We start from the raw sequence: 17,874 nt of genomic DNA on the forward strand, positions 1-17,874 counted from the left end.
AAGTCGGCTTGAAGCCCCCCGGCGCAGCTGACGCCCTGGGCTTAGCTCACATGGCGATGAGCGCACATGCAAGTCTGCGGCCCTGGGCGGTGAGGACATTGTACATGCGCGAGGCCGCGGCGGTGTCCATGTACTCCAGACCGATGCCGCCCTTCTGGAGCAGGTCCCGCAGCGGTCTTGGCGGCAGGCTGTTGACCGCGCCGGTCCCCAGAAGCAGGAACTCCACCTCTCGCGCCCCTGCGGCGAACACCGGATAGAGGGAGTCCGGGGTGGCCTCGGCCAGCTGGCGCACCGGCCACGGGGCGACCACATCGGAGACGATCAGCAGGGAGCCTGGACGCCAGACTCCGGACACGCGGAAGCCCCCGGGCCCGAAGCTGTCCAGGCTGGGTGCGTCCCGCGCCACGCGTCTAGGTGCGCACCGGCAGAGGCTCGGCCTCTTCCTCGCCCCGCTTGACGCCCCACAGCAAGATCACCGGAGCCGCCACATAGATGGAGGAATAGGTGCCGATCACCACGCCGAAGATCATGATCACCGAGAAGGCGAACAGGGTCGGGCCGCCGAAAATCGCCAGGCCCGTCAGGGCCAGGACCGCCGTCAGACCGGTGATGATGGTCCGCGACAGGGTCTCATTGATCGTCAGATCAATGACTTCGGCCAGCGGCATCTTCTTGAACTTGCGCAGGTTCTCCCGCAGGCGGTCGAACACCACGACGGTGTCGTTCATCGAATAGCCGATGATGGTCAGGATCGCTGCGATGGTGGTCAGCGAGAATTCCAGGTCGAACAGGGCGATGAAGCCGAAGGCCAGGATGACGTCGTGGAACAGGCCCACCACAGCCCCCACCCCGAACTGCAATTCGAAGCGGAACCAGATGTAGAGCATCATCAGGCCGATCGCGACGCCAAGCGCAAGCAGGCCGCTTTGGAAGAGCTCGCCTGACACCTTCGGGCCGACCACCTCGGTCTTGGCGAACACCACCTCGCCCAGGGCTCCGGTCAGGGCGGTCTTCACCTCGGCGATGGCCTGTTCGGAGCTTTCACCCTCGGGCGTCTGGAAGCGAACCAGGGCCGATGTGGGCGCGCCGAAGGCCTGAACCTGGACATCCCCCAGGTCCATATCGCCCAGTTCGCTTCGCACCGCGGCCAGGTCCACCGCCTTAGGCGCTGTGGAGATTTCCAGCAAGGTGCCGCCGGTGAAGTCGATGCCGCAGTTCAGACCGCCGCAGGGCGGGGTCAGCGGATAGAGGGCGAGAAACAGGGACGCCACGACCGCCAGCACTGAGGCGAGGCCGGCATACCTGGCGAAAGCCACGAACCGGAAGTTGGTCTTGACGGGCAGAATTTTGATCAGGGGCCACATGGTTCGCAACCTCAAACGATCGGCAGGGTCTTGGGCCGGGTCGCCCGGAACCACAGGGCCAGCAGGACCTGGGTGACGAGAACCGCGGTGAAGACCGAGGTGACGACGCCAATCGACAGCGTCCAGGCGAAGCCACGGACCGGGCCCGAGCCGAACTGGAACATGATCAGGGCGGCCAGGATGGTGGTGACGTTGGCGTCGATGATGCTGCTCATCGCCTTGGAGAAGCCGGCGTCCATGGCCGCTATAGCGGTTCGCCCGGCCCTGATCTCGTCGCGCATGCGCTCATAGATCAGCACATTGGCGTCGACGGCGACGGCGAGGGTCAAGATCAGGCCCGCAATGCCCGGCAGGGTCAGGGTCGCCTGGGTGAGCGACATGATGGCGAAGATCAGCAGGGCGTTGACCAGCAGGGCGACCACGGAGATGCCGCCGAACAGGCCGCCATAGGCCACGACCATGAAGACCAGAATGGTGACGAAGGCGATGCCGGTGGAAATCTGGCCCGCGCGCACGGCGTCGGCGCCGAGCTCGGCGCCCACAGTGCGCTGTTCTTCCACGGTCAGCGGCGCCGGCAGGGCGCCGGCCCGCAGCAGGACCGCCAGGTCGTTGGCGCTCTCAGGCGTGAAGCTGCCGCTGATCTGGCCACTGCCGCCGGTGATGGCGCCGCGGATAACCGGCGCGGAGATCACCTTGCCGTCCAGGACGATGGCGAACCGCTGGCCGATGTTCTGGGCGGTCGCCTCGCCGAAGCGACGGGCGCCGATGCTGTTGAAACGGAAATTGACCACCGCCTCGCCCGTCTGGGCGTCGAAGCCCTGGCTGGCGTCGGTCAGCATTTCGCCGGACACCAGGGCGCGGCGACGCACTACGACGAAGGGACTGAAGCCGTCCTCGCTGGGCAGCACTTCCGACCCTGGAGGCGCCCGGCCCTCGGCGGCGGCGGCCATGTCGGCGCCCTCGTCGACCATCTGGAAGGTCAGCTTGGCGGTCTGACCGATGACGTTCTTCAGCCGCTCAGGGTCGCTCTCGCCCGGGGCCTGGACGACAATCCGGTCAATGCCCTGGCGAATGATTGTGGGTTCGCGAGTGCCGAGTTCGTCGATCCGGCGGCGGATGATCTCGATGGACTGCTCGACGGCCTTGGCCGCCTCGGCGTTCATCGCCTCCTCGACAAAGGCGATGCGGATACCGGTCGCGCCATCATTTCGCACGGTGATGTCCCGCCCGCCGGTCGTGCCGGCCAACACCACGCCCAGGGTGTTGCGCAGGACCTGGACGGCGGCGTCGCGCTGCGCCGGGTCGGTGGTCCGAAGGGTGATCTCGCCGCCCTGCTGGCGCAGTTCGGAGAAGGCGATGCCCTCCCCGTTCAGGGTCACGCGGGTGTCTTCCAGCGTGTTGACCAGTCGCTCGGCGCGCAGGGCCTCGGTGTCCACCTCCAACAGGAGGTGGGAACCGCCCTGGAGGTCGAGACCCAGGTTCAGCTGCTGCCGCGGGAAGAAGCCTGGCATGGAATCCAGGGTCTGCTGCGACAGCATGTTCGGAACGGAGAACAGAACGCCGAAAATCGCCGCCACAACGACGGCGATAATCTTCCAGCGCGACAGGGTCATCATGAGGCGAGACCGCCCTTATATTGGCGCAGGATCAATCAGGACTTGGAGTCGTTAGCCGGCGCCGGCTCGCCCCGGACCCGGACCTCAGCGATCATGGTCCGGACGACCTTAACGGTCACGCCGGTGGCGATTTCAAGGCCGACTTCCTTGTCCTCGACCCGCACCACCTTGCCCAGCAGGCCGCTGGACAGGACGACGGAGTCGCCGCGCTTCAGTTCGGCGACCATCTGCTGGTGCGCCTTCATCCGGCGCTGCTGCGGACGGATCATCAGGAAGTAGAACAGCACCACCAGCAGGATCAGCGGCAGGAACTGAAGGATCATATCCATTGGGCCTGCCGCGGCGGCGGCGCCGGCGGTCTGGGCGTAGGCGGGGGTGGCGAACATGGCCTCTCCGGCAGTAGGGCAAGGACCGGTGCGTCGGCCCCTCTCTCAGGTCGGCGGAAGCTATGCGCTGGCGCCCCCTTTTGCAATGCGAGCCCGGAGGCTAAGCAGCCAATCCATGGATCAAGACCTGCGCCCGCTCCTCGTCCGCATCGCCGAAGCGCTGGAAAGGCTGGCGCCGCAGGCGCCCCCCCCCGCCGACTTCACCGGCGCCCGGCTGTTCCGCCACGACCCGGAGACCGGCGGTTTCCATCCCGCGCCAGACTATCCGCTGGGTCTGGACGCCCTCGTGGGCATCGAACGCCAGAAGGCCCGGTTCCTGGAGAACCTGCAGCGCTTCGCCTCAGGCCTGCCCGCCAACCACGTCCTGTTGTGGGGCGTGCGCGGCACGGGCAAGAGCTCCATCGCCAAGGCGGCCTTCATGGCGGTCGCCACCGCCCAGGAGGATCTCAAGCTGGTGGAGGTGGACCGCGATCAGGTCACTGCCCTGCCCGCCCTGTTTGACCTCTTGCGCGGCCGGGACGAGCGTTTCGTGGTCCTTTGCGACGACCTGTCGTTCGAGGAGGGCGCGGCCGCCGCCAAGGCCTTGAAGTCAGCGCTGGAGGGCGGCGTCTCTGGCCCGCCGGCCAATGCGCTGTTCGTCGCCACTTCGAACCGCCGCCACCTGATGCCGCGTGGCCACCAGGAAGACCGCGGCCTGATCGCCACCGCCGAGGACGCCGAGGAGGAGGTCAGCGTGTCGGATCGGTTTGGCCTGTGGATCGGCTTCCCGCCCATGGACCAGCCCACCTATCTGCAGGCCGTCCGCGCCTATGCCGAGCGCCACGGGCTGAGCGACCCGGACCTCGACCGCCACGCCCTGCAATGGGCGCAGTTGCGGGGCGCGCGCTCTGGCCGAGTAGCCTGGCAGTTCATCCGCGACCTGGCGGGAGCGCAGGGCAAGAGCCTGCCCCTCTAGCGAGGCAGGCTCCGCCGCAGCTTGCGAAGGCCCTACTGAGGCAGGACCAGCATCGGGTCGATGGGCCGGGCGCGATCCTGCGGGGTCGGGGCGAAACGGACCTCGAAGTGGAGTTGCGGCTCGCCCACCTCGCCCGTGGCGCCGGCCTGGCCGATCTGCTGACCCTGGGTGATCTTGTCCTGCATCTTCACGTCGATGCGGGCGAGATGGCCATAGGCCGTGACCCAGCCGTCAGCGTGCTTGATTAGCACCAGATTGCCGAACCCGGGAACCTGGTCGCCGGCATAGACCACGTCGCCAGCCGCCGAGGCGCGAACAGCCTCCCCTGACCGGGCGCGGATATTCACCCCGTCATTACGCTGGCCCGTGCCCTTGGGGCCGAAGGTCGACAGGATGTCTCCGCGCAGGGGCCAGATGAAACGGCCACGACCGAGCTGGGCGACCTGGGCGTCGGCCGGCGTGCGGGTGCTGGGGACGATAGGCGCGGGCGTCGTCGGCGCAGGGGCTGGCGTCGGCCGCGGCGCAGGCGCAGGCGCAGGCGTACGCGTAGGCGCAGGCGGCCGGGCGGCCGGCGGCGGGGTCGCCACAGGCGGAGCGGCCGGGACGGGCGCGCTTGGGGCCGGGGCCGCAGGCGCCGAACGGGTCACCGGCACCCGGACGGTGCTGGTCACTGGGCCGGTGTCGCGGAAGCCGTCGGGCAGCAGCAGCCGCTGGCCCGGACGGATCACATCGTTCAGCTCCATGTCATTGGCGTCGGCGATGGCCAGGCCATTGACGCTGAAGCGCCGGGCGATGGCGAACAGGGTGTCGCCGCTGGCCACCACATAGGCCTTGGTGGTGCTGGAGGGCCCTTTGAGAACCTGGCCCGGACGGATCACGTAGTTGGGGGCGGTCAGATTGTTGTCGGCGGCGAGCTGGTCGCGGGTCGTGGAGAGCTTGCGGGCGATGCCATAGACCGTGTCGCCGGCCTCAACCGTATAGGTCTGCGGCGGACCGTCAGCGTCCACCACCTGGCCCGTGGCTGTGGTGCGGGTGACGGTCTCGTATTCCTGGGCCGGCGGCGGGGGCGGCGGCGGATAGGAGTCGCCGGGGCGCGGCTGGGCCTGGGGCAAGGGTTCCAGCGGCCGCGATTCGATCGGGCTGGTGGGCCGGGCGCTGGGCGGCGGCGTCGTTTCCCCGGACGGCTGGGTCGCCGGCGGCGCCCCCTGCTGGTCGGGGCCCTGGCGAACCGGGAAGTTGGGCCGAACCTGCTCGACCCCCTCGCTCTGGTAGGTGGTACAGGCCGCCAGCACGCTGCCGGCAAGCAGGACCAGAGCCGTACGGGAAAGGAAGTGCGTCATGGCCGCTCCATGGGACAGGTTCTGACTCAGTCGGGGTCTTGAGGTTAACGGTGGGTTAAGGCCGACACCCAGGCCATCCCACAACAGGCGCAAAAGCGCGTCGCTCAGAGTTCCCGGGCGACGCCGTCAAGCAGGGGCACAAAGCGAACCTCGCCCAGATCTTCCACGACGAAACCGCCCTTTCCATCGCCGCAATAGCGTCTCAGGATCTGGACAGGGCCACGCCCGATGGGCGCGACCAGAATGCCGTTGGGCTTGAGCTGGGCCAACAGGGCCGCAGGCTCATCTGGGGCTGCAGCTGTGACCATAATGCGGTCGAAGGGCGCCTGCTCGGGCCATCCCAGGCCCCCGTCGCCAAACCGGGTGATGACATTGGTCAGGCCGAGCGCCTTGAACCGCGCCTCGGCCTCGGCCAGCAGGGTGCGGTAGCGCTCCACCGTATAGACCAGCCGAGCCATCCGCGAGAGGATCGCGGTCTGGTAGCCCGACCCCGTGCCGATCTCCAGCACCCTGGCCCGAGGCTCAATCTTTAGGGCCTGGGTCATCAGGCCCACGATGAAGGGCTGGCTGATGGTCTGGCCGCAGGCGATGGGCAGGGCCGAATCCTCGAAGGCCCGCTCCTGGAACAGGTCCGGCGTGAACATCTGCCGCGGGGTGGCTTCGAGCGCCTGCAACACCTTGGGGTCGCTGACGCCCTGCGAGCGGAGGGCCAGCACCAGGCGGGCCAGGCGGGTCTCGGGGCTGTCGTCAGGGACCTGCGCCATCTCAGGCCTTCGGAGGAGCGCCGCCCAGCACCCCACGCATCTTGAAGACGGTTTCGGCGTGGGTCAGGTCGATGTGCAGGGGCGTCACCGAGATCTTGCCCTGATAGATGGCCCGCAGGTCGGTGCCGTCTGCCGGCTCGGAGCGTTCCTGCCGGAAGCCCATCCAGTAGTAGTCCCGGCCCCGAAGATCGCTGCGGCGCTCGGCGTGACGGACCTGCACGTCGCGGAAACCCTGGCGGGTCACTTCCACCTCGGTGATCTCACTGATCGGCCGATTGGGGAAGTTGAGGTTCATAACCACGTCCTTGGGCCAGCCGATCTCCAGCAACCGCTTGATGATCCCCGGGGCGAAGACCTCGGCGGCCTCGAAGAAGGGTTCATGGGGCTTGGGCCCGCCGGTCTGGGAGAGCGCGATGGCCGGAACGCCCATCGCCATGCCCTCGATGGCGCCCGCCACCGTGCCGGACATGGTCACGTCCTCGGCGATATTGGCGCCGCGATTGACGCCCGACAGGACGAGGTCGGGCTTGGCACCCTTGATCAGCTCGCTCATGCCCAGCATCACGCAGTCGGTGGGCGTGCCGCTGACGGCGAAGCGCCGGTCATCCAGCTTCCGCACTCGAACTGGCTCCGACAGGGTCAGGGCCCGGGAGGCGCCGGACTGCTCGTATTCCGGAGCCACGATCCAGATGTCGTCCGACAGCTGCCGGGCGATCCGCTCAAGGGCCTCCAGACCCTCGGCATGGATGCCGTCGTCATTGGTCAGCAGAAGTCTCATGCGTCGCCGCCAATCCGGTTCAGCCCGCCCATATAGGGATGCAGGGCCTGGGGAATGGCGATGGCGCCGTTCTCGTCCTGATAGTTTTCCAGGATGGCCACCAGGGTGCGGCCGACCGCCAGGCCCGAGCCGTTCAGGGTGTGAACGATACGGGTCGCCTTCTCGCCGGCCGCCTTGGTCCGGGCATTCATGCGCCGCCCCTGGAAGTCGCCGCAGTTGGAGCAGGAGCTGATCTCGCGATAGCGCCCCTCCGACGGGATCCAGACCTCCAGGTCATAGGTCTTGCGGGCCGAGAAACCCATGTCGCCCGAACAGAGCAGCATGGTGCGGAAGGGCAGCTCCAGGGCCTTCAGCACGGCTTCTGCGCAACCCACCATCCGCTCGTGCTCCTCGTCCGACTGGTCGGGCGTGGTGATGGAGACCAGCTCCACCTTCTGGAACTGATGCTGACGAATCATGCCGCGGGTGTCGCGTCCCGATGCGCCGGCCTCGGACCGGAAGCAGTGGGTGAGCGCCGTCAGCCGCAGGGGCAGCTCTTCGGTGGGTGTGATCTGGTCGCGCACCAGGTTGGTCAGCGAAACCTCGGCGGTGGGGATCAGCCAGCGGCCGTCCTCGGTGTGGAACAGGTCCTCGGCGAACTTCGGTAGCTGTCCTGTCCCGAAAACCGCCTCGTCGCGCACCAGCAGGGGCGGCGAGACCTCTAGATAGCCATGCTCGCGGGTCTGCAGGTCGAGCATGAACTGGCCGAGCGCCCGTTCCAGCCGGGCGAGCTGGCCCTTCAGCACCACAAACCGCGACCCGCTCATGCGGGCGGCGGCTTCGAAGTCCATCAGGCCGAGCGTCTCGCCGAGATCCACATGATCCTTGGGTGAGGCGATGGCGAAGGGCTCACCCCAGCGGCGGACCTCCTGGTTATCGTTCTCGTCGGCGCCCGCGGGCACGTCGGCAGCCGGCAGGTTGGGCAGGCCCGCCAGCAGGTCGCGCAGGGCCTCGCCCGTCTCGCGCTCGATCGCCCCTTGGGTCTCCAGGACTCCTTTAAGCGTCTCGACCTCGGCCATCAGACGCGCGGCTTCGGCCTCGTCCTTGCGGCCCTTGGCCTGGCCGATCTGCTTGGACAGGTCGTTGCGGCGGCTCTGGGCCTTCTGCAGGGCGGTCTGGGCGGCCCTCAGGGTGGCGTCGAGGGCCAGGGCCTCGGCGGTGACTCCGGACCGGCCCTTCGCACTCCAGGCCTGCTCATAGAGGTCAGGATTGTCGCGAATGGCCTTGATGTCGTGCATGGGCGCGCCGGCGGTCTTTGGGGATTGAGCGGCCTTCTCTAGAGCGCGTCGGCCATGGGGCCAAGCCCCGCGCCGGGCCTGATCTCACCTCAAGGGATCATATCTCGCCTAGACGGGAATGACGTCCTTGCCCTGGGCCTCGTCGTCCCGCTGGCGGCGGCGCTCCATCAGCCGGACGCACCAGATGGAAATCTCGTAGAGCAGGATGATCGGGATGGCCAAGGACAGCTGGCTGATGGGGTCCGGGGGCGTGACGATGGCCGCCACGATGAAGACCCCGAGGATGGCGTAGCGCCGCCCGGTGCGCAGCATCTGCGCATTCACGATGCCGGTGAGCGCCAGCAGAGTCAGCACCACCGGGAGCTGGAAGCAGAGCCCGAAGGCCAGCAACAGGGTGGTGACCAGGGTCAGATAGTCCGAGACCTTGGGCAAAAGCTCCACGGTCACCGCGGCATCGCCAACGATCTGCTGGGACAGGGAGAACCACAGCACGAACGGCAGGATCATGTAGTAGACCAGCGCCGCGCCGAGCAGGAACAGCCCCGGCGCTGCGGCCAGGAACGGCAGGAAGGCCCGGCGTTCGCGCTTGTAGAGACCCGGCGCCACGAAGGCGTAGACCTGCCAGGCCAGGACCGGGAAGGTGACGATCACCGCCCCGAAGGCCGCCAGCTTCAACTTGGTGAAGAAGAACTCCAGCGGCGCGGTGAACACCAGCCGCAGCCCCTCCCCGCCCTCGGGGACCTCGCTGAGGCCGGCCATGGCCGACATCATGGAGAACGGGCCGTGGCCGCCGCCGGCGTTTTCGGCCGCCATCAGCCTTGCCGCCACCTCGAAGGGGTGCAGCAGGAAGATGTAGATCGGTTCGGAAAAGGCGAAGCAGAGGGCGAAGCCCGCCGCAAAACCGACGATGCAGATGATCAGGCGCTTGCGCAGCTCCACCAGGTGGTCGAGCAGTGGGGCGCGGGAGGATTCGATCTCCCGCTCGTCATCGTCCTCGATCGTGCTCACGCCTTGTCTCCGGCCGGCTTGGCGGCGGCCTTGGCCCGGCTCGCCCGGGGTTTGGGCGAGGCCGTCTCGGCGGCGGGTCCCGCGGCCTTGGAGGCGGCCCTGGCGCGCGGGGCCTTGGGCGCAGCCGGGGCCTCGGTCGGGCTGGCCGCGGGCTCGGCGGGCGTCGCCTTCGGCTCAGCCACGGGAGATGGCTCGGCCAGGGACTGGCTGCCGGCATAGGGCGAGCCCATCGGCGGGTGCATCTGGATGTCGCCCTGCGACAGGCCGGTTTCGATCTCGCGCATCACCGCCTGGGCGTCAGTCCGGCCCATCTCGTCGTCCAGCATCCGGCCGCTGCGCAGGGCCTCGACCTCCTTGCGCAGTTCGTCCAGCTCGGACTGGCGGCCCATCTCTTCGAAGCTGGCCCGGAACTCCGCGGCCATGCCCCGCAGGCGGGCGGTGAACTGGCCCAGCCGTCGCAGCAGCATCGGCAGGTCCTTGGGGCCCACCACCACCAGGGCGACAATGGCGATCAGCAGGAGTTCTCCTGCGCCGATATCGGGAAGCATGACGGTTCTGGCCTAGAGCGCGTTGGGCGAAGGGGTGAGCGGCTGGCGGTGGGACGCGCTCATCACCTGGAATCTAGAGCACGATGGTCGGAGCCGGTCGCGCCGGCCCCGCGCGCGATCAGCTGCGGACTTCGTCCTTTTCCCGTTCGGGGATGGTCTTGACCACCTCCGGCTTGGCCTCTTCGGCCTCTTCATTCTTCAGGCCGTCGCGGAAGGCGCGAATGCCCTTGGCCGCGTCGCCCATGACCGACGAAATCTTGCCGCGGCCCCCGAACAGGAGCGCGAAAACGACGAGAACGATCAGCCAATGCCAGATCGAGAACGAGCCCATAAGGCGAAACTCCTTTGTTGAGCGGCCGCTGGCGACCGCGTCGCCACCCCTCAATGTCAGATCAATATAACGAGTAAGCCCCCTAAGCGCCAAGGCGAGGGCCAAGGCTTTTGAACAGGTGGGCTCACTTTCCGGTCAGGAGCGCGGCGATTCCTCGTCGCCGCCCAGGAAATCGGTGTGGAATTCCGGCGCCTCGCCGGCCAGGTCCAGGGGATCTTCATCGTCGCGGACGGCGGTGGGATCGGGGACGGCGAAGTCTGGCGGCAGATCGAGGCTGAGCAGGCCCGCGGCCTTCATCTCCGCCATCCCGGGCAGGTCAGCCAGGCTCGCCAGGCCATAGTGCTCCAGGAAGGCCTCGGTGGTGCCGTAAGTGACCGGTCGGCCTGGCGTCCGTCTGCGCCCGCGCATGCGCACCAGTCCCAGCTCCAGCAGCACATCGAGCGTTCCCTTGCTGGCCTGCACCCCGCGCACCGCTTCGATCTCGGCCCGGGTCACCGGCTGATGATAGGCGATGATGGCCAGGGTCTCCTGAGCGGCCTTGGAGAGCCGCCGCGGCTCCGCCCGCTCCTCGGTCATCAGGTGGGCAAGATCGGCCGCAGTCTGGAAGCGCCAGCGGTCGGCCACGCAGGCCAGCTCCACGCCGCGCCCGGCATAGCGCGCCTTCAGCGCCATCAGGGCCGCCCCCACATCGGTCTGTGGCGGCAGGCGCTGCGCTAGATCGGCGGCGCTCAACGGGCCGGCGGCGGCGAACAGCAGGGCCTCGATGGCGCGCTCGGCAGCCTCGCTCATGGGGCGGCCTCCCCGTGGCGGGCCCGCAGATAGAGATCGGCGAAGGCTTCCAGCTGCCGCGCCTCAAGCGCGCCCTCCTTCACGAGCTCCAGGCTCGCCGAGAGGGTCGAGGCAAGATAGGAGGCCCGCGAAGGTCCCTCGCCTCCCCCGACGCGCAGGGGCGCGACCCCTGCCAGCGGCGTCCAGCGCTCCAGCTCAGGCAGCAGACCCCGCAGGCGTTCGCGGGCGGCCTCCAGGGGATAGGCCCGGGGCGGACGCGGCGCATAGCGGCGGCTTTCGTCCCGGCGTCGCTGGTCCAGATAGGCGTCCATCAGGCTGTAGAGGTCGCCCTCGATGCGCATGGAGGGGATGATGCGGATGGCCTCAGGGTCGCCCCGGCCGAACACCTCGCGGCCCAGCTGCGGCCGGTCCTTGAGCGCGTCTGCGGCCAGGCGCATGGCGTCCAGCTTGGCCAGGCGAAAGGCAAGTTGGGCGGCCATTTCCTCGGCCGGCGGCTCCTCGGCCTGAGGACGCTCGGGCTTGGGCAGCAGCAGGCGGGATTTCAGATAGGTCAGCCAGGCGGCCATGACGAGATAGTCCGCCGCCAGGGAGAACCGCAGGCGCCGCGCCTGATGGACGAAGGCCAGATACTGCTCGGCGAGCTTCAGCACCGACAGCTTGAGCAGATCCACCTTCTGGGTGCGGGCCAGGGCCAGGAGGACATGCAGCGGCCCCTCATAGCCGTCCACATCGATGATCAGGGCCTCGCCATCCTCGGCCGCCGTGGCCGCGGCCTCGAAGTCGAGATTGGGCTGGAAGCCTTGCCCGCTCATCAGCCGCCGTCGAAGGCCGATTGGAACCGGGCGCGGGCCTCGGCGAGGTCGATGGGCTCGGGCCGCTTGGCCAGCCGGGCGAGCGCGGCCTCGGCGCGGCGCCTAGCCTTGCCCGACAGCTTCCCGCAGGCGTCGGCGATCGGGGTCATCTCGGCCATGTCGCCATTGCAGTGGAGGACCACGTCGCAGCCGGCGGCCAGGGAGTCCTTGGTGCGGGCCTTGAAGTCGCCGGACAGGGCCTTCATCGACAGGTCATCGCTCATCAGCAGGCCCTGGAAGCCGATAGAGTCGCGGATGACGTGCTTGATCGCCTTGCGCGAGGTCGTCGCCGGGCGCTTGGGGTCGATGGCCGAATAGACCACGTGGGCGGTCATCGCCATGGGCATGTCCGACAGCACCCGGAACGGTGCGAAGTCCACAGCGTCCAGGTCTTCGAGCGTCGCGTCCACCACCGGCAGGTCCAGATGACTGTCGGCCATGGACCGGCCGTGGCCAGGGATATGCTTGATGATCGGCAAGACCCCGCCGGCGATCAGCCCCTCGGCCGCAGCCCGGCCCAGCAGGGCGACCTCCCCGGGCGTATCCCCATAGGCGCGGTCGCCGATGACGTCGTGGGCGCCGGCCTGGGGCACGTCCAGCACCGGCACGCAGTCGGCATTGATCCCCAGTTCAGCCAGATCATGGGCCATCAGCCGGGCGCCCAGACGGGTGATCTCCCGACGCAGGAGCGGGTCATTGCCTGGCAGCCGCCCATAGGCGCGGCCGGGGGGATAGACGGGCCAGTGCGGCGGCCCCAGGCGCTGCACCCGACCGCCCTCCTGATCGATCAGAACGGGTGCGTCGTCGCGGCCCACCGTGCCGCGCAGGGCGTCTACCAGGCGCCTGACCTGATCGGGGCTCTCCACATTGCGCTTGAAGAGGATGAAGCCCCACGGCTTCACGTCCGCGAAGAAGGCCGCCTCTTCGCGGGTCAGCTCCAGACCCGCGCAGCCGAGGATGCAGGCGCGGACGCTCACCGGACGAAACAGCTGCGGCCGGCCGCCTTCAGGCGGTCGCAATAGGCGCTCGCCTCGGCCCGGGACGAGAAGCCGGTGACATAGCCGCGATAGAGGGTCTTGCCGTTGCTCTCGACGGGCTCGACCCGCTTGCCCTTGCCGGCGGCGGAGTCCGGCAGGGCCCGCATGGCGTCGTTCCAGCCGGCGTCGGCCAAAGCCTCGGAGGAGAAGGCGCCCACCTGCACCATGGCGCCGCCGCTGGCCACGGCGGCCGGCGTCGGCGTCGAGGCCTTGGGTTCAGGCGCCTTGGCGACCGGCGCAGGCGCGGGGGCCTTGGCAGCTGGCGCCGGCGTCGGCGCAGGCTGGGCGGGCGGCGCGGGCTGGCTGGTCACCGGCGCCGTGGGCCGCAGCTGCGGCTCTGGGCGCGCCTGCGGTTCTTCGGGCGGGGGGACGAAGTTGGGTTGGGCCGGGGCAGGCGCGCCGTCCTCGGAGCGATAGATCTGCAGACCCGTGGCCGGATCGACGGGCTGATCTTCCGGCGCCGGCGCCGTCTTCATCTCGCCGACGGGGCTTCCCACGGTCTGGGGCGGATCGCCGGCCTCCCGGGCTCCGGAGCGATAGATCAGGACAATGGCCACCACCAGCACCACCAGGACGATGGCGCTGATCACCAGCATCATCGGCGCGGGGCGCGAGCCGCGCACCGGCTGGCGCGCGTCGAAGGACAGCGGCGCGTCGGTGGGAGGCGTGTAGGCGCCGCGATCATGGTCGGACATCGCGTAGGCTCCGCGGGCAAAAAGGTATCTGGTCCCGTCGCGAATCAGGCGGGACGTGGCGCCAGTCTATCGAAGGCGCACCGCCCATGCGGCCTTCAAAGCGGGCTAGTTCCAGACATCGAGATGGAAAAGCCGGCGATGCTCCTCGATGGCGTAACGGTCGGTCATGCCGGCGATGTAGTCGCACACCACCCGCGCCCGGCCGGCCTCTCCCCGGTCCTTGACCTGGGCGAACCACTCGGTCGGCAGGACGTCGGGCTCCTGCATGAACAAGCCGAACATCTCGGCCAGAATGCGGCGCGCCTGGCTGCGAGTCCGGTTGACCCGCCAGTGACGATACATCCGCTCCATCAGGAAGGCGCGCAGCTGGGCCAGATCCTCGACCATGTCCGGCGAGAAGGCCACCAGGGCGCCCGACATCATCCGCACGTCTTCAGGGCTGGTCAGCCCGTTGACCTCGGCCCGGCGGCGGGTCTCCGCCATGACGTCCCCGACCATGGCCCCGATCATGCGGCGCACGGCCTCCAGTCGGGTGATGCCGGCGTCGAGGCCGGGATGATCCTGATAGACCTGATGCAGGATCGGGCCGATCAGCGGCACGTCCAGCAGCTCCTTCAGATGGAACAGGCCCGCCTGCACCCCGTCGTCCACGTCGTGGTTGTTGTAGGCGATGTCGTCGGCGAGCGCCGCCACCTGGGCCTCGGCGGACGCCCAGGTCGACAGGCGCAGGCCATATTCGCCGTCGAACTCGGCGATGGCGCGCCAGGACGGACGATCCAGCTTCGAGGCCACCGGCCCATTGTGCTTGATCACCCCCTCCAGGGTCTCCCAGGTCAGGTTCAGGCCGTCCCAACCGGGGTAGCGGCGCTCCAGCTTGGTCACCACCCGGAAGGTCTGGACGTTGTGGTCGAAGCCCCCATAGGCCTCCATCAGCACCTGGAGTTCGTCCTCGCCGGCATGGCCAAACGGCGGATGGCCAAGGTCGTGGGCCAGCGCGATGGTCTCGGCGAGGTCGGCGTCCAGGCCCAGCGCTGCGGCCAGGGACCGGGCGATCTGCGCCACCTCCAGGGAATGGGTCAGGCGGGTGCGGAAGTGATCGCCCTCATGGGCCACGAAGACCTGGGTCTTTTCCTTCAGGCGCCGGAAGGCCGTGCAGTGGATGATGCGGTCCCGGTCCCGGGCAAACGGGGTGCGGGTGGCGCTTTCGGCCTCTGCGACCTTGCGCCCGAGGGAGGCTGTGGGATCTTCGGCATAGGCGACGCGGAGAGGCAGGGAGGCGGCCATTGAACCCTTCATTCGGACGAGCCCCTTGGTCGAGGCCGCATAAGTCCTCATATAGTCCAGGCCACAGGTTGATTTAACAGGCCATGACCACACGCGATCTCACCCTCTCCGCTTCGGCGGCCGAACGGCTCAAGGCGATCAGCCAGGCCCAGGGCAAGCCGATCATGCTCCGCATCGCCGTCGAGGGCGGTGGCTGCTCGGGATTCCAGTACCAGCTGAACCTGGTGGACGCGGCCGAGCCGGATGATCTGCGCATCGAGCGGGATGGCGCCGCGGCCCTGGTGGACGAGATGTCGCTCGTGATGCTGAAGGGCTCGGAAATCGACTTCGTCGACGAGCTGGTCGGCGCGGAGTTCAAGATCCGCAACCCCAACGCCAAATCCAGCTGCGGCTGCGGCGTCAGCTTCTCGATCTGAGGTCAGGCAGGCGCTTCAAGGCCCATTGAGCCGGACAGCCTGCCCCTCTAGCTTCGCGCTTCGCTAAGACCTGGAGACCGCGATGCGTCTGGCCACCTGGAACGTCAATTCCGTCAACGCCCGGCTGGAGACGGTGGTCCGCTGGTTTGAAGAGGCCGCCCCAGACGTCGCCTGCCTGCAGGAAATCAAGTGCGTCGAGGAGAAGTTTCCGGCCGAAGCCTTTGAACGGCTTGGCTATAATGTCGAGGTTCTCGGCCAGAAGACCTATAATGGCGTCGCCCTCCTGTCGAAGACCCCGCTGGAGGACGTGACCCGCGGCCTGCCCGGCGACGAGAGCGACGAGCAGGCCCGCTACATCGAAGCTGTCGTCTCTGGTCCGCGCCCGGTTCGGGTCGCCTCGATCTATCTGCCCAACGGCAATCCGGTGACCACCGAGAAGTTCGACTACAAGCTCGGATGGATGGCGCGTCTGCACCGCCACGCCCAGGGCCTGCTGGCGCTGGAAGAGCCCCTGGCCCTGATGGGCGACTACAATGTCATTCCCGAGCCCCGGGACGCGGAAAACCCCGAGAAGTGGCTCGACGACGCCCTCTTCCAGCCCCGCTCTCGCGAGGCCTTCCGGGCCCTGAAGTGGCTTGGTCTGTCCGACGCTTACATGCAGGCCGACGGGGCGCCCGGGGCCTACACCTTCTGGGACTATCAGGCCGGCGCCTGGCAGCGGAACCATGGCATCCGCATCGACCACGCCCTGCTGTCGCCCCAGGCCGCCGACCGGCTGCGCGGCTGCGAGATTCATCGGGATGTCCGCGGCTGGGAAAAGCCGTCGGACCATGTGCCGCTGGTGGTTGAACTCGACCTCTGAGCCGCTTTCCGGGCGCGACGAACAAGGGTAGATTTCCGCCTCATGGATGAGACGGCGCGACTGCTCCTTTGGCTGGCCCTGGCGGGCACGGCGGTGACCTTCGCCGGCAGCGCAGCCATCTGGTTCATGGACGAGGACCGCCGTATCCGGCGGGCCTTTCGCAATGTGCTGAAGCTGCCCGCCGACGCGGTGCTGATCGCCAATGGTCGGGGCGTGGGGTTCAACTTCGCCCGCAGCCTCGCCGCCGTCGCCTGGGACCAGGGCGCCTGGTGCCTGGTCTATCGCATCGACGAACTGGTGGGCGCCGAGCTGATCGTCGATGGCGAGGTGCGCGCCCGCGCCTATCGCGGCGAGGGCCGGCGGGCTCTGGAACGCACCACGCCCGGGAGCGGCCAGGTGACGCTCCGCTTCGTCTTCGACGACGCCCGCTATCCGGATTTTGAAGTCACCCTGTGGGCGCCCGGCGACGAGGCCAAACGCAACGCCCCCTCACCTGCCGAAGCCATCCAGGAAGCCAATCGCTGGATCGCCCGGGTCGAGGCCATCCTGCGTCGCGCCAGTCCGCCGCGACCGGCCGCTGCGCCGCCCCCCGCCCCCCCGCCACAGATGGTCGCCCGGCCAGAGCCGGCTCCGCGATCGCCGCAGCCGGAAACCGAGACGCCGCCGTGGGACGAGTCGCCGCCCGTACGCTCCCGATCGGCTGCCCCGCGCCGGGAAGGGCCGCGCACCCGCGACCTCTTCGAAGACGACGAGCCAGACGAAGCCTTCTCTTGACGCTGTAAATTTATCGCGGGATGGTCCGGCGGTTTTCGGGGGACGACCACATGATCCAGCTGACCGCCGCTGCAGCCTTCTTCGTCCTGATTCACCTGCTCATCTCCGGCACCCGGGTCCGCGACGCGCTGGTGAGCCGTATCGGCGAAGGCGCCTATATGGGGCTCTTCTCCCTCGCCTCCATCGCCGGCCTTGCCTGGATGATCATGGCCTATGGTCAGGTGCGCGGGGACGCCACCAACGATGTCTACTGGGGCGTGGGCGAGGCCACCCGACACATCCAGCTGCTGCTGCAGTTCATCGCCATCTTCTTTGTGGTCATCGGCCTGACCACGCCCAATCCGACCAGCGTCAAGCAGGAAGGCGTTCTGCAGCGTGACGACGCGGTGAAGGGCGTCCTTCGCATCACCCGCCACCCGTTTCTCTGGGGCGTGGCGATCTGGGCGATCGGCCACCTCATCGTCAATGGCGACCAGGCTGGCATGACCCTGTTCGGCACCCTGCTCGTGCTCGCCATCACCGGGACCACCAGTATCGACGCCAAGCGACGCCGGGTCCTGGGCGCGGCCTGGGAGCCCTTCGCCAGCCAGACCTCGAACATTCCCTTCGCCGCCATCCTGGCCGGTCGTCAGTCCCTGAGGCTGGGCGAGCTTGGTCTGTGGCGTCCGCTGGCGGCGATCATCGTCTACGCCGTCCTGCTGGTCGGCCACCCGCACCTGTTCGGCGTCGTCGCCCTGCCCTGAGGTCTTGTCCGGGCTGACCGCAGCGCCGATGATCGGGGGACTTCCAGTAAGAGGGA

At 68.4% G+C, this 17,874-nt stretch carries 21 protein-coding genes; 5 read left to right on the forward strand and 16 right to left on the reverse strand.

Going from position 1 to position 17,874, the window contains the following annotated elements; translation table 11 throughout:
- Positions 1 to 46 precede the first annotated feature (46 nt).
- From Q8N19_RS10455 to yajC, 4 genes are read right to left on the reverse strand one after another with little or no spacing between them, the layout of a single operon-like run.
- Positions 47 to 406 carry an Mth938-like domain-containing protein gene (locus Q8N19_RS10455; protein WP_305590391.1) on the reverse strand — a complete coding sequence of 120 codons (360 nt, stop codon included), beginning with the start codon at positions 404 to 406 and terminating at the stop codon, positions 47 to 49.
- Between the two features lie 4 nt (positions 407 to 410).
- A complete protein-coding gene (gene secF / locus Q8N19_RS10460) occupies positions 411 to 1,364 on the reverse strand; it encodes a protein translocase subunit SecF (protein ID WP_305590393.1) in 954 nt (317 codons plus the stop codon).
- Positions 1,365 to 1,375: 11 nt separating this feature from the next.
- Positions 1,376 to 2,980, reverse strand: coding sequence for a protein translocase subunit SecD (gene secD / locus Q8N19_RS10465; protein WP_305590395.1), 1,605 nt, complete (start codon positions 2,978 to 2,980; stop codon positions 1,376 to 1,378).
- 35 nt (positions 2,981 to 3,015) lie between these two features.
- Positions 3,016 to 3,309, reverse strand: a complete 294-nt coding sequence (gene yajC, locus Q8N19_RS10470) for a preprotein translocase subunit YajC (protein WP_305590462.1) — start codon at positions 3,307 to 3,309, stop codon at positions 3,016 to 3,018.
- Positions 3,310 to 3,481: 172 nt separating this feature from the next.
- Here yajC and Q8N19_RS10475 point away from each other — a divergent pair, with 172 nt between their 5' ends.
- Positions 3,482 to 4,321 carry an ATP-binding protein gene (locus Q8N19_RS10475; RefSeq protein WP_305590397.1) on the forward strand — a complete coding sequence of 280 codons (840 nt, stop codon included), beginning with the start codon at positions 3,482 to 3,484 and terminating at the stop codon, positions 4,319 to 4,321.
- 32 nt (positions 4,322 to 4,353) lie between these two features.
- On the opposite strand, the gene Q8N19_RS10480 is transcribed toward Q8N19_RS10475, so the two are convergent.
- From Q8N19_RS10480 to Q8N19_RS10535, 12 genes are all read right to left on the reverse strand, one after another.
- Complete coding sequence (locus tag Q8N19_RS10480; RefSeq protein WP_305590398.1) at positions 4,354 to 5,661, reverse strand: peptidoglycan DD-metalloendopeptidase family protein; 1,308 nt, start codon at positions 5,659 to 5,661, stop codon at positions 4,354 to 4,356.
- Positions 5,662 to 5,765: 104 nt separating this feature from the next.
- Positions 5,766 to 6,425, reverse strand: coding sequence for a protein-L-isoaspartate(D-aspartate) O-methyltransferase (locus Q8N19_RS10485; protein ID WP_305590400.1), 660 nt, complete (start codon positions 6,423 to 6,425; stop codon positions 5,766 to 5,768).
- Position 6,426: 1 nt separating this feature from the next.
- On the reverse strand, positions 6,427 to 7,203 hold the full coding sequence (surE, locus tag Q8N19_RS10490) for a 5'/3'-nucleotidase SurE (RefSeq protein ID WP_305590402.1): 777 nt from the start codon (positions 7,201 to 7,203) through the stop codon (positions 6,427 to 6,429).
- On the reverse strand, positions 7,200 to 8,480 hold the full coding sequence (gene serS, locus Q8N19_RS10495) for a serine--tRNA ligase (protein WP_305590404.1): 1,281 nt from the start codon (positions 8,478 to 8,480) through the stop codon (positions 7,200 to 7,202). The genes surE and serS overlap by 4 nt, the downstream gene beginning before the upstream one ends.
- 108 nt (positions 8,481 to 8,588) lie before the next feature.
- Positions 8,589 to 9,488: a twin-arginine translocase subunit TatC gene (tatC, locus tag Q8N19_RS10500; RefSeq protein ID WP_305590405.1), complete on the reverse strand. Its 900-nt coding sequence runs from the start codon at positions 9,486 to 9,488 to the stop codon at positions 8,589 to 8,591.
- The gene (gene tatB / locus Q8N19_RS10505) at positions 9,485 to 10,036 is read right to left on the reverse strand and encodes a Sec-independent protein translocase protein TatB (RefSeq protein WP_305590407.1); all 552 of its coding nucleotides are present in this window, start codon (positions 10,034 to 10,036) and stop codon (positions 9,485 to 9,487) included. The genes tatC and tatB overlap by 4 nt, the downstream gene beginning before the upstream one ends.
- Before the next feature lie 118 nt (positions 10,037 to 10,154).
- A complete protein-coding gene (locus Q8N19_RS10510) occupies positions 10,155 to 10,367 on the reverse strand; it encodes a twin-arginine translocase TatA/TatE family subunit (RefSeq protein WP_305590465.1) in 213 nt (70 codons plus the stop codon).
- A 135-nt stretch (positions 10,368 to 10,502) separates the two neighbouring features.
- Positions 10,503 to 11,156, reverse strand: a complete 654-nt coding sequence (scpB, locus tag Q8N19_RS10515; RefSeq protein WP_305590409.1) for an SMC-Scp complex subunit ScpB — start codon at positions 11,154 to 11,156, stop codon at positions 10,503 to 10,505.
- On the reverse strand, positions 11,153 to 11,968 hold the full coding sequence (locus tag Q8N19_RS10520) for a ScpA family protein (RefSeq protein ID WP_305590411.1): 816 nt from the start codon (positions 11,966 to 11,968) through the stop codon (positions 11,153 to 11,155). The genes scpB and Q8N19_RS10520 overlap by 4 nt, the downstream gene beginning before the upstream one ends.
- The gene (gene nagZ / locus Q8N19_RS10525) at positions 11,968 to 12,996 is read right to left on the reverse strand and encodes a beta-N-acetylhexosaminidase (RefSeq protein ID WP_305590466.1); all 1,029 of its coding nucleotides are present in this window, start codon (positions 12,994 to 12,996) and stop codon (positions 11,968 to 11,970) included. Before nagZ ends, Q8N19_RS10520 begins: the two co-directional genes overlap by 1 nt.
- The gene (locus Q8N19_RS10530) at positions 12,981 to 13,739 is read right to left on the reverse strand and encodes an SPOR domain-containing protein (protein ID WP_305590413.1); all 759 of its coding nucleotides are present in this window, start codon (positions 13,737 to 13,739) and stop codon (positions 12,981 to 12,983) included. The genes nagZ and Q8N19_RS10530 overlap by 16 nt, the downstream gene beginning before the upstream one ends.
- 105 nt (positions 13,740 to 13,844) lie before the next feature.
- Positions 13,845 to 15,023: a deoxyguanosinetriphosphate triphosphohydrolase gene (locus tag Q8N19_RS10535; RefSeq protein WP_305590415.1), complete on the reverse strand. Its 1,179-nt coding sequence runs from the start codon at positions 15,021 to 15,023 to the stop codon at positions 13,845 to 13,847.
- 83 nt (positions 15,024 to 15,106) lie between these two features.
- Here Q8N19_RS10535 and erpA point away from each other — a divergent pair, with 83 nt between their 5' ends.
- The 4 genes from erpA (at position 15,107) to Q8N19_RS10555 (ending at position 17,818) form a co-directional block, all read left to right on the forward strand.
- Positions 15,107 to 15,439 carry an iron-sulfur cluster insertion protein ErpA gene (gene erpA / locus Q8N19_RS10540; protein WP_305590417.1) on the forward strand — a complete coding sequence of 111 codons (333 nt, stop codon included), beginning with the start codon at positions 15,107 to 15,109 and terminating at the stop codon, positions 15,437 to 15,439.
- Between the two features lie 82 nt (positions 15,440 to 15,521).
- The gene (gene xth, locus Q8N19_RS10545) at positions 15,522 to 16,301 is read left to right on the forward strand and encodes an exodeoxyribonuclease III (RefSeq protein ID WP_305590420.1); all 780 of its coding nucleotides are present in this window, start codon (positions 15,522 to 15,524) and stop codon (positions 16,299 to 16,301) included.
- Positions 16,302 to 16,343: 42 nt separating this feature from the next.
- Entirely contained in the window at positions 16,344 to 17,075 is a 732-nt protein-coding gene (locus tag Q8N19_RS10550; RefSeq protein WP_305590422.1) for a hypothetical protein, read from the forward strand.
- Positions 17,076 to 17,125: 50 nt separating this feature from the next.
- Positions 17,126 to 17,818: an NnrU family protein gene (locus tag Q8N19_RS10555; protein WP_305590424.1), complete on the forward strand. Its 693-nt coding sequence runs from the start codon at positions 17,126 to 17,128 to the stop codon at positions 17,816 to 17,818.
- Positions 17,819 to 17,874 lie beyond the last annotated feature (56 nt).

This window comes from Phenylobacterium sp., assembly GCF_030693405.1.
GTDB lineage: Bacteria > Pseudomonadota > Alphaproteobacteria > Caulobacterales > Caulobacteraceae > Phenylobacterium.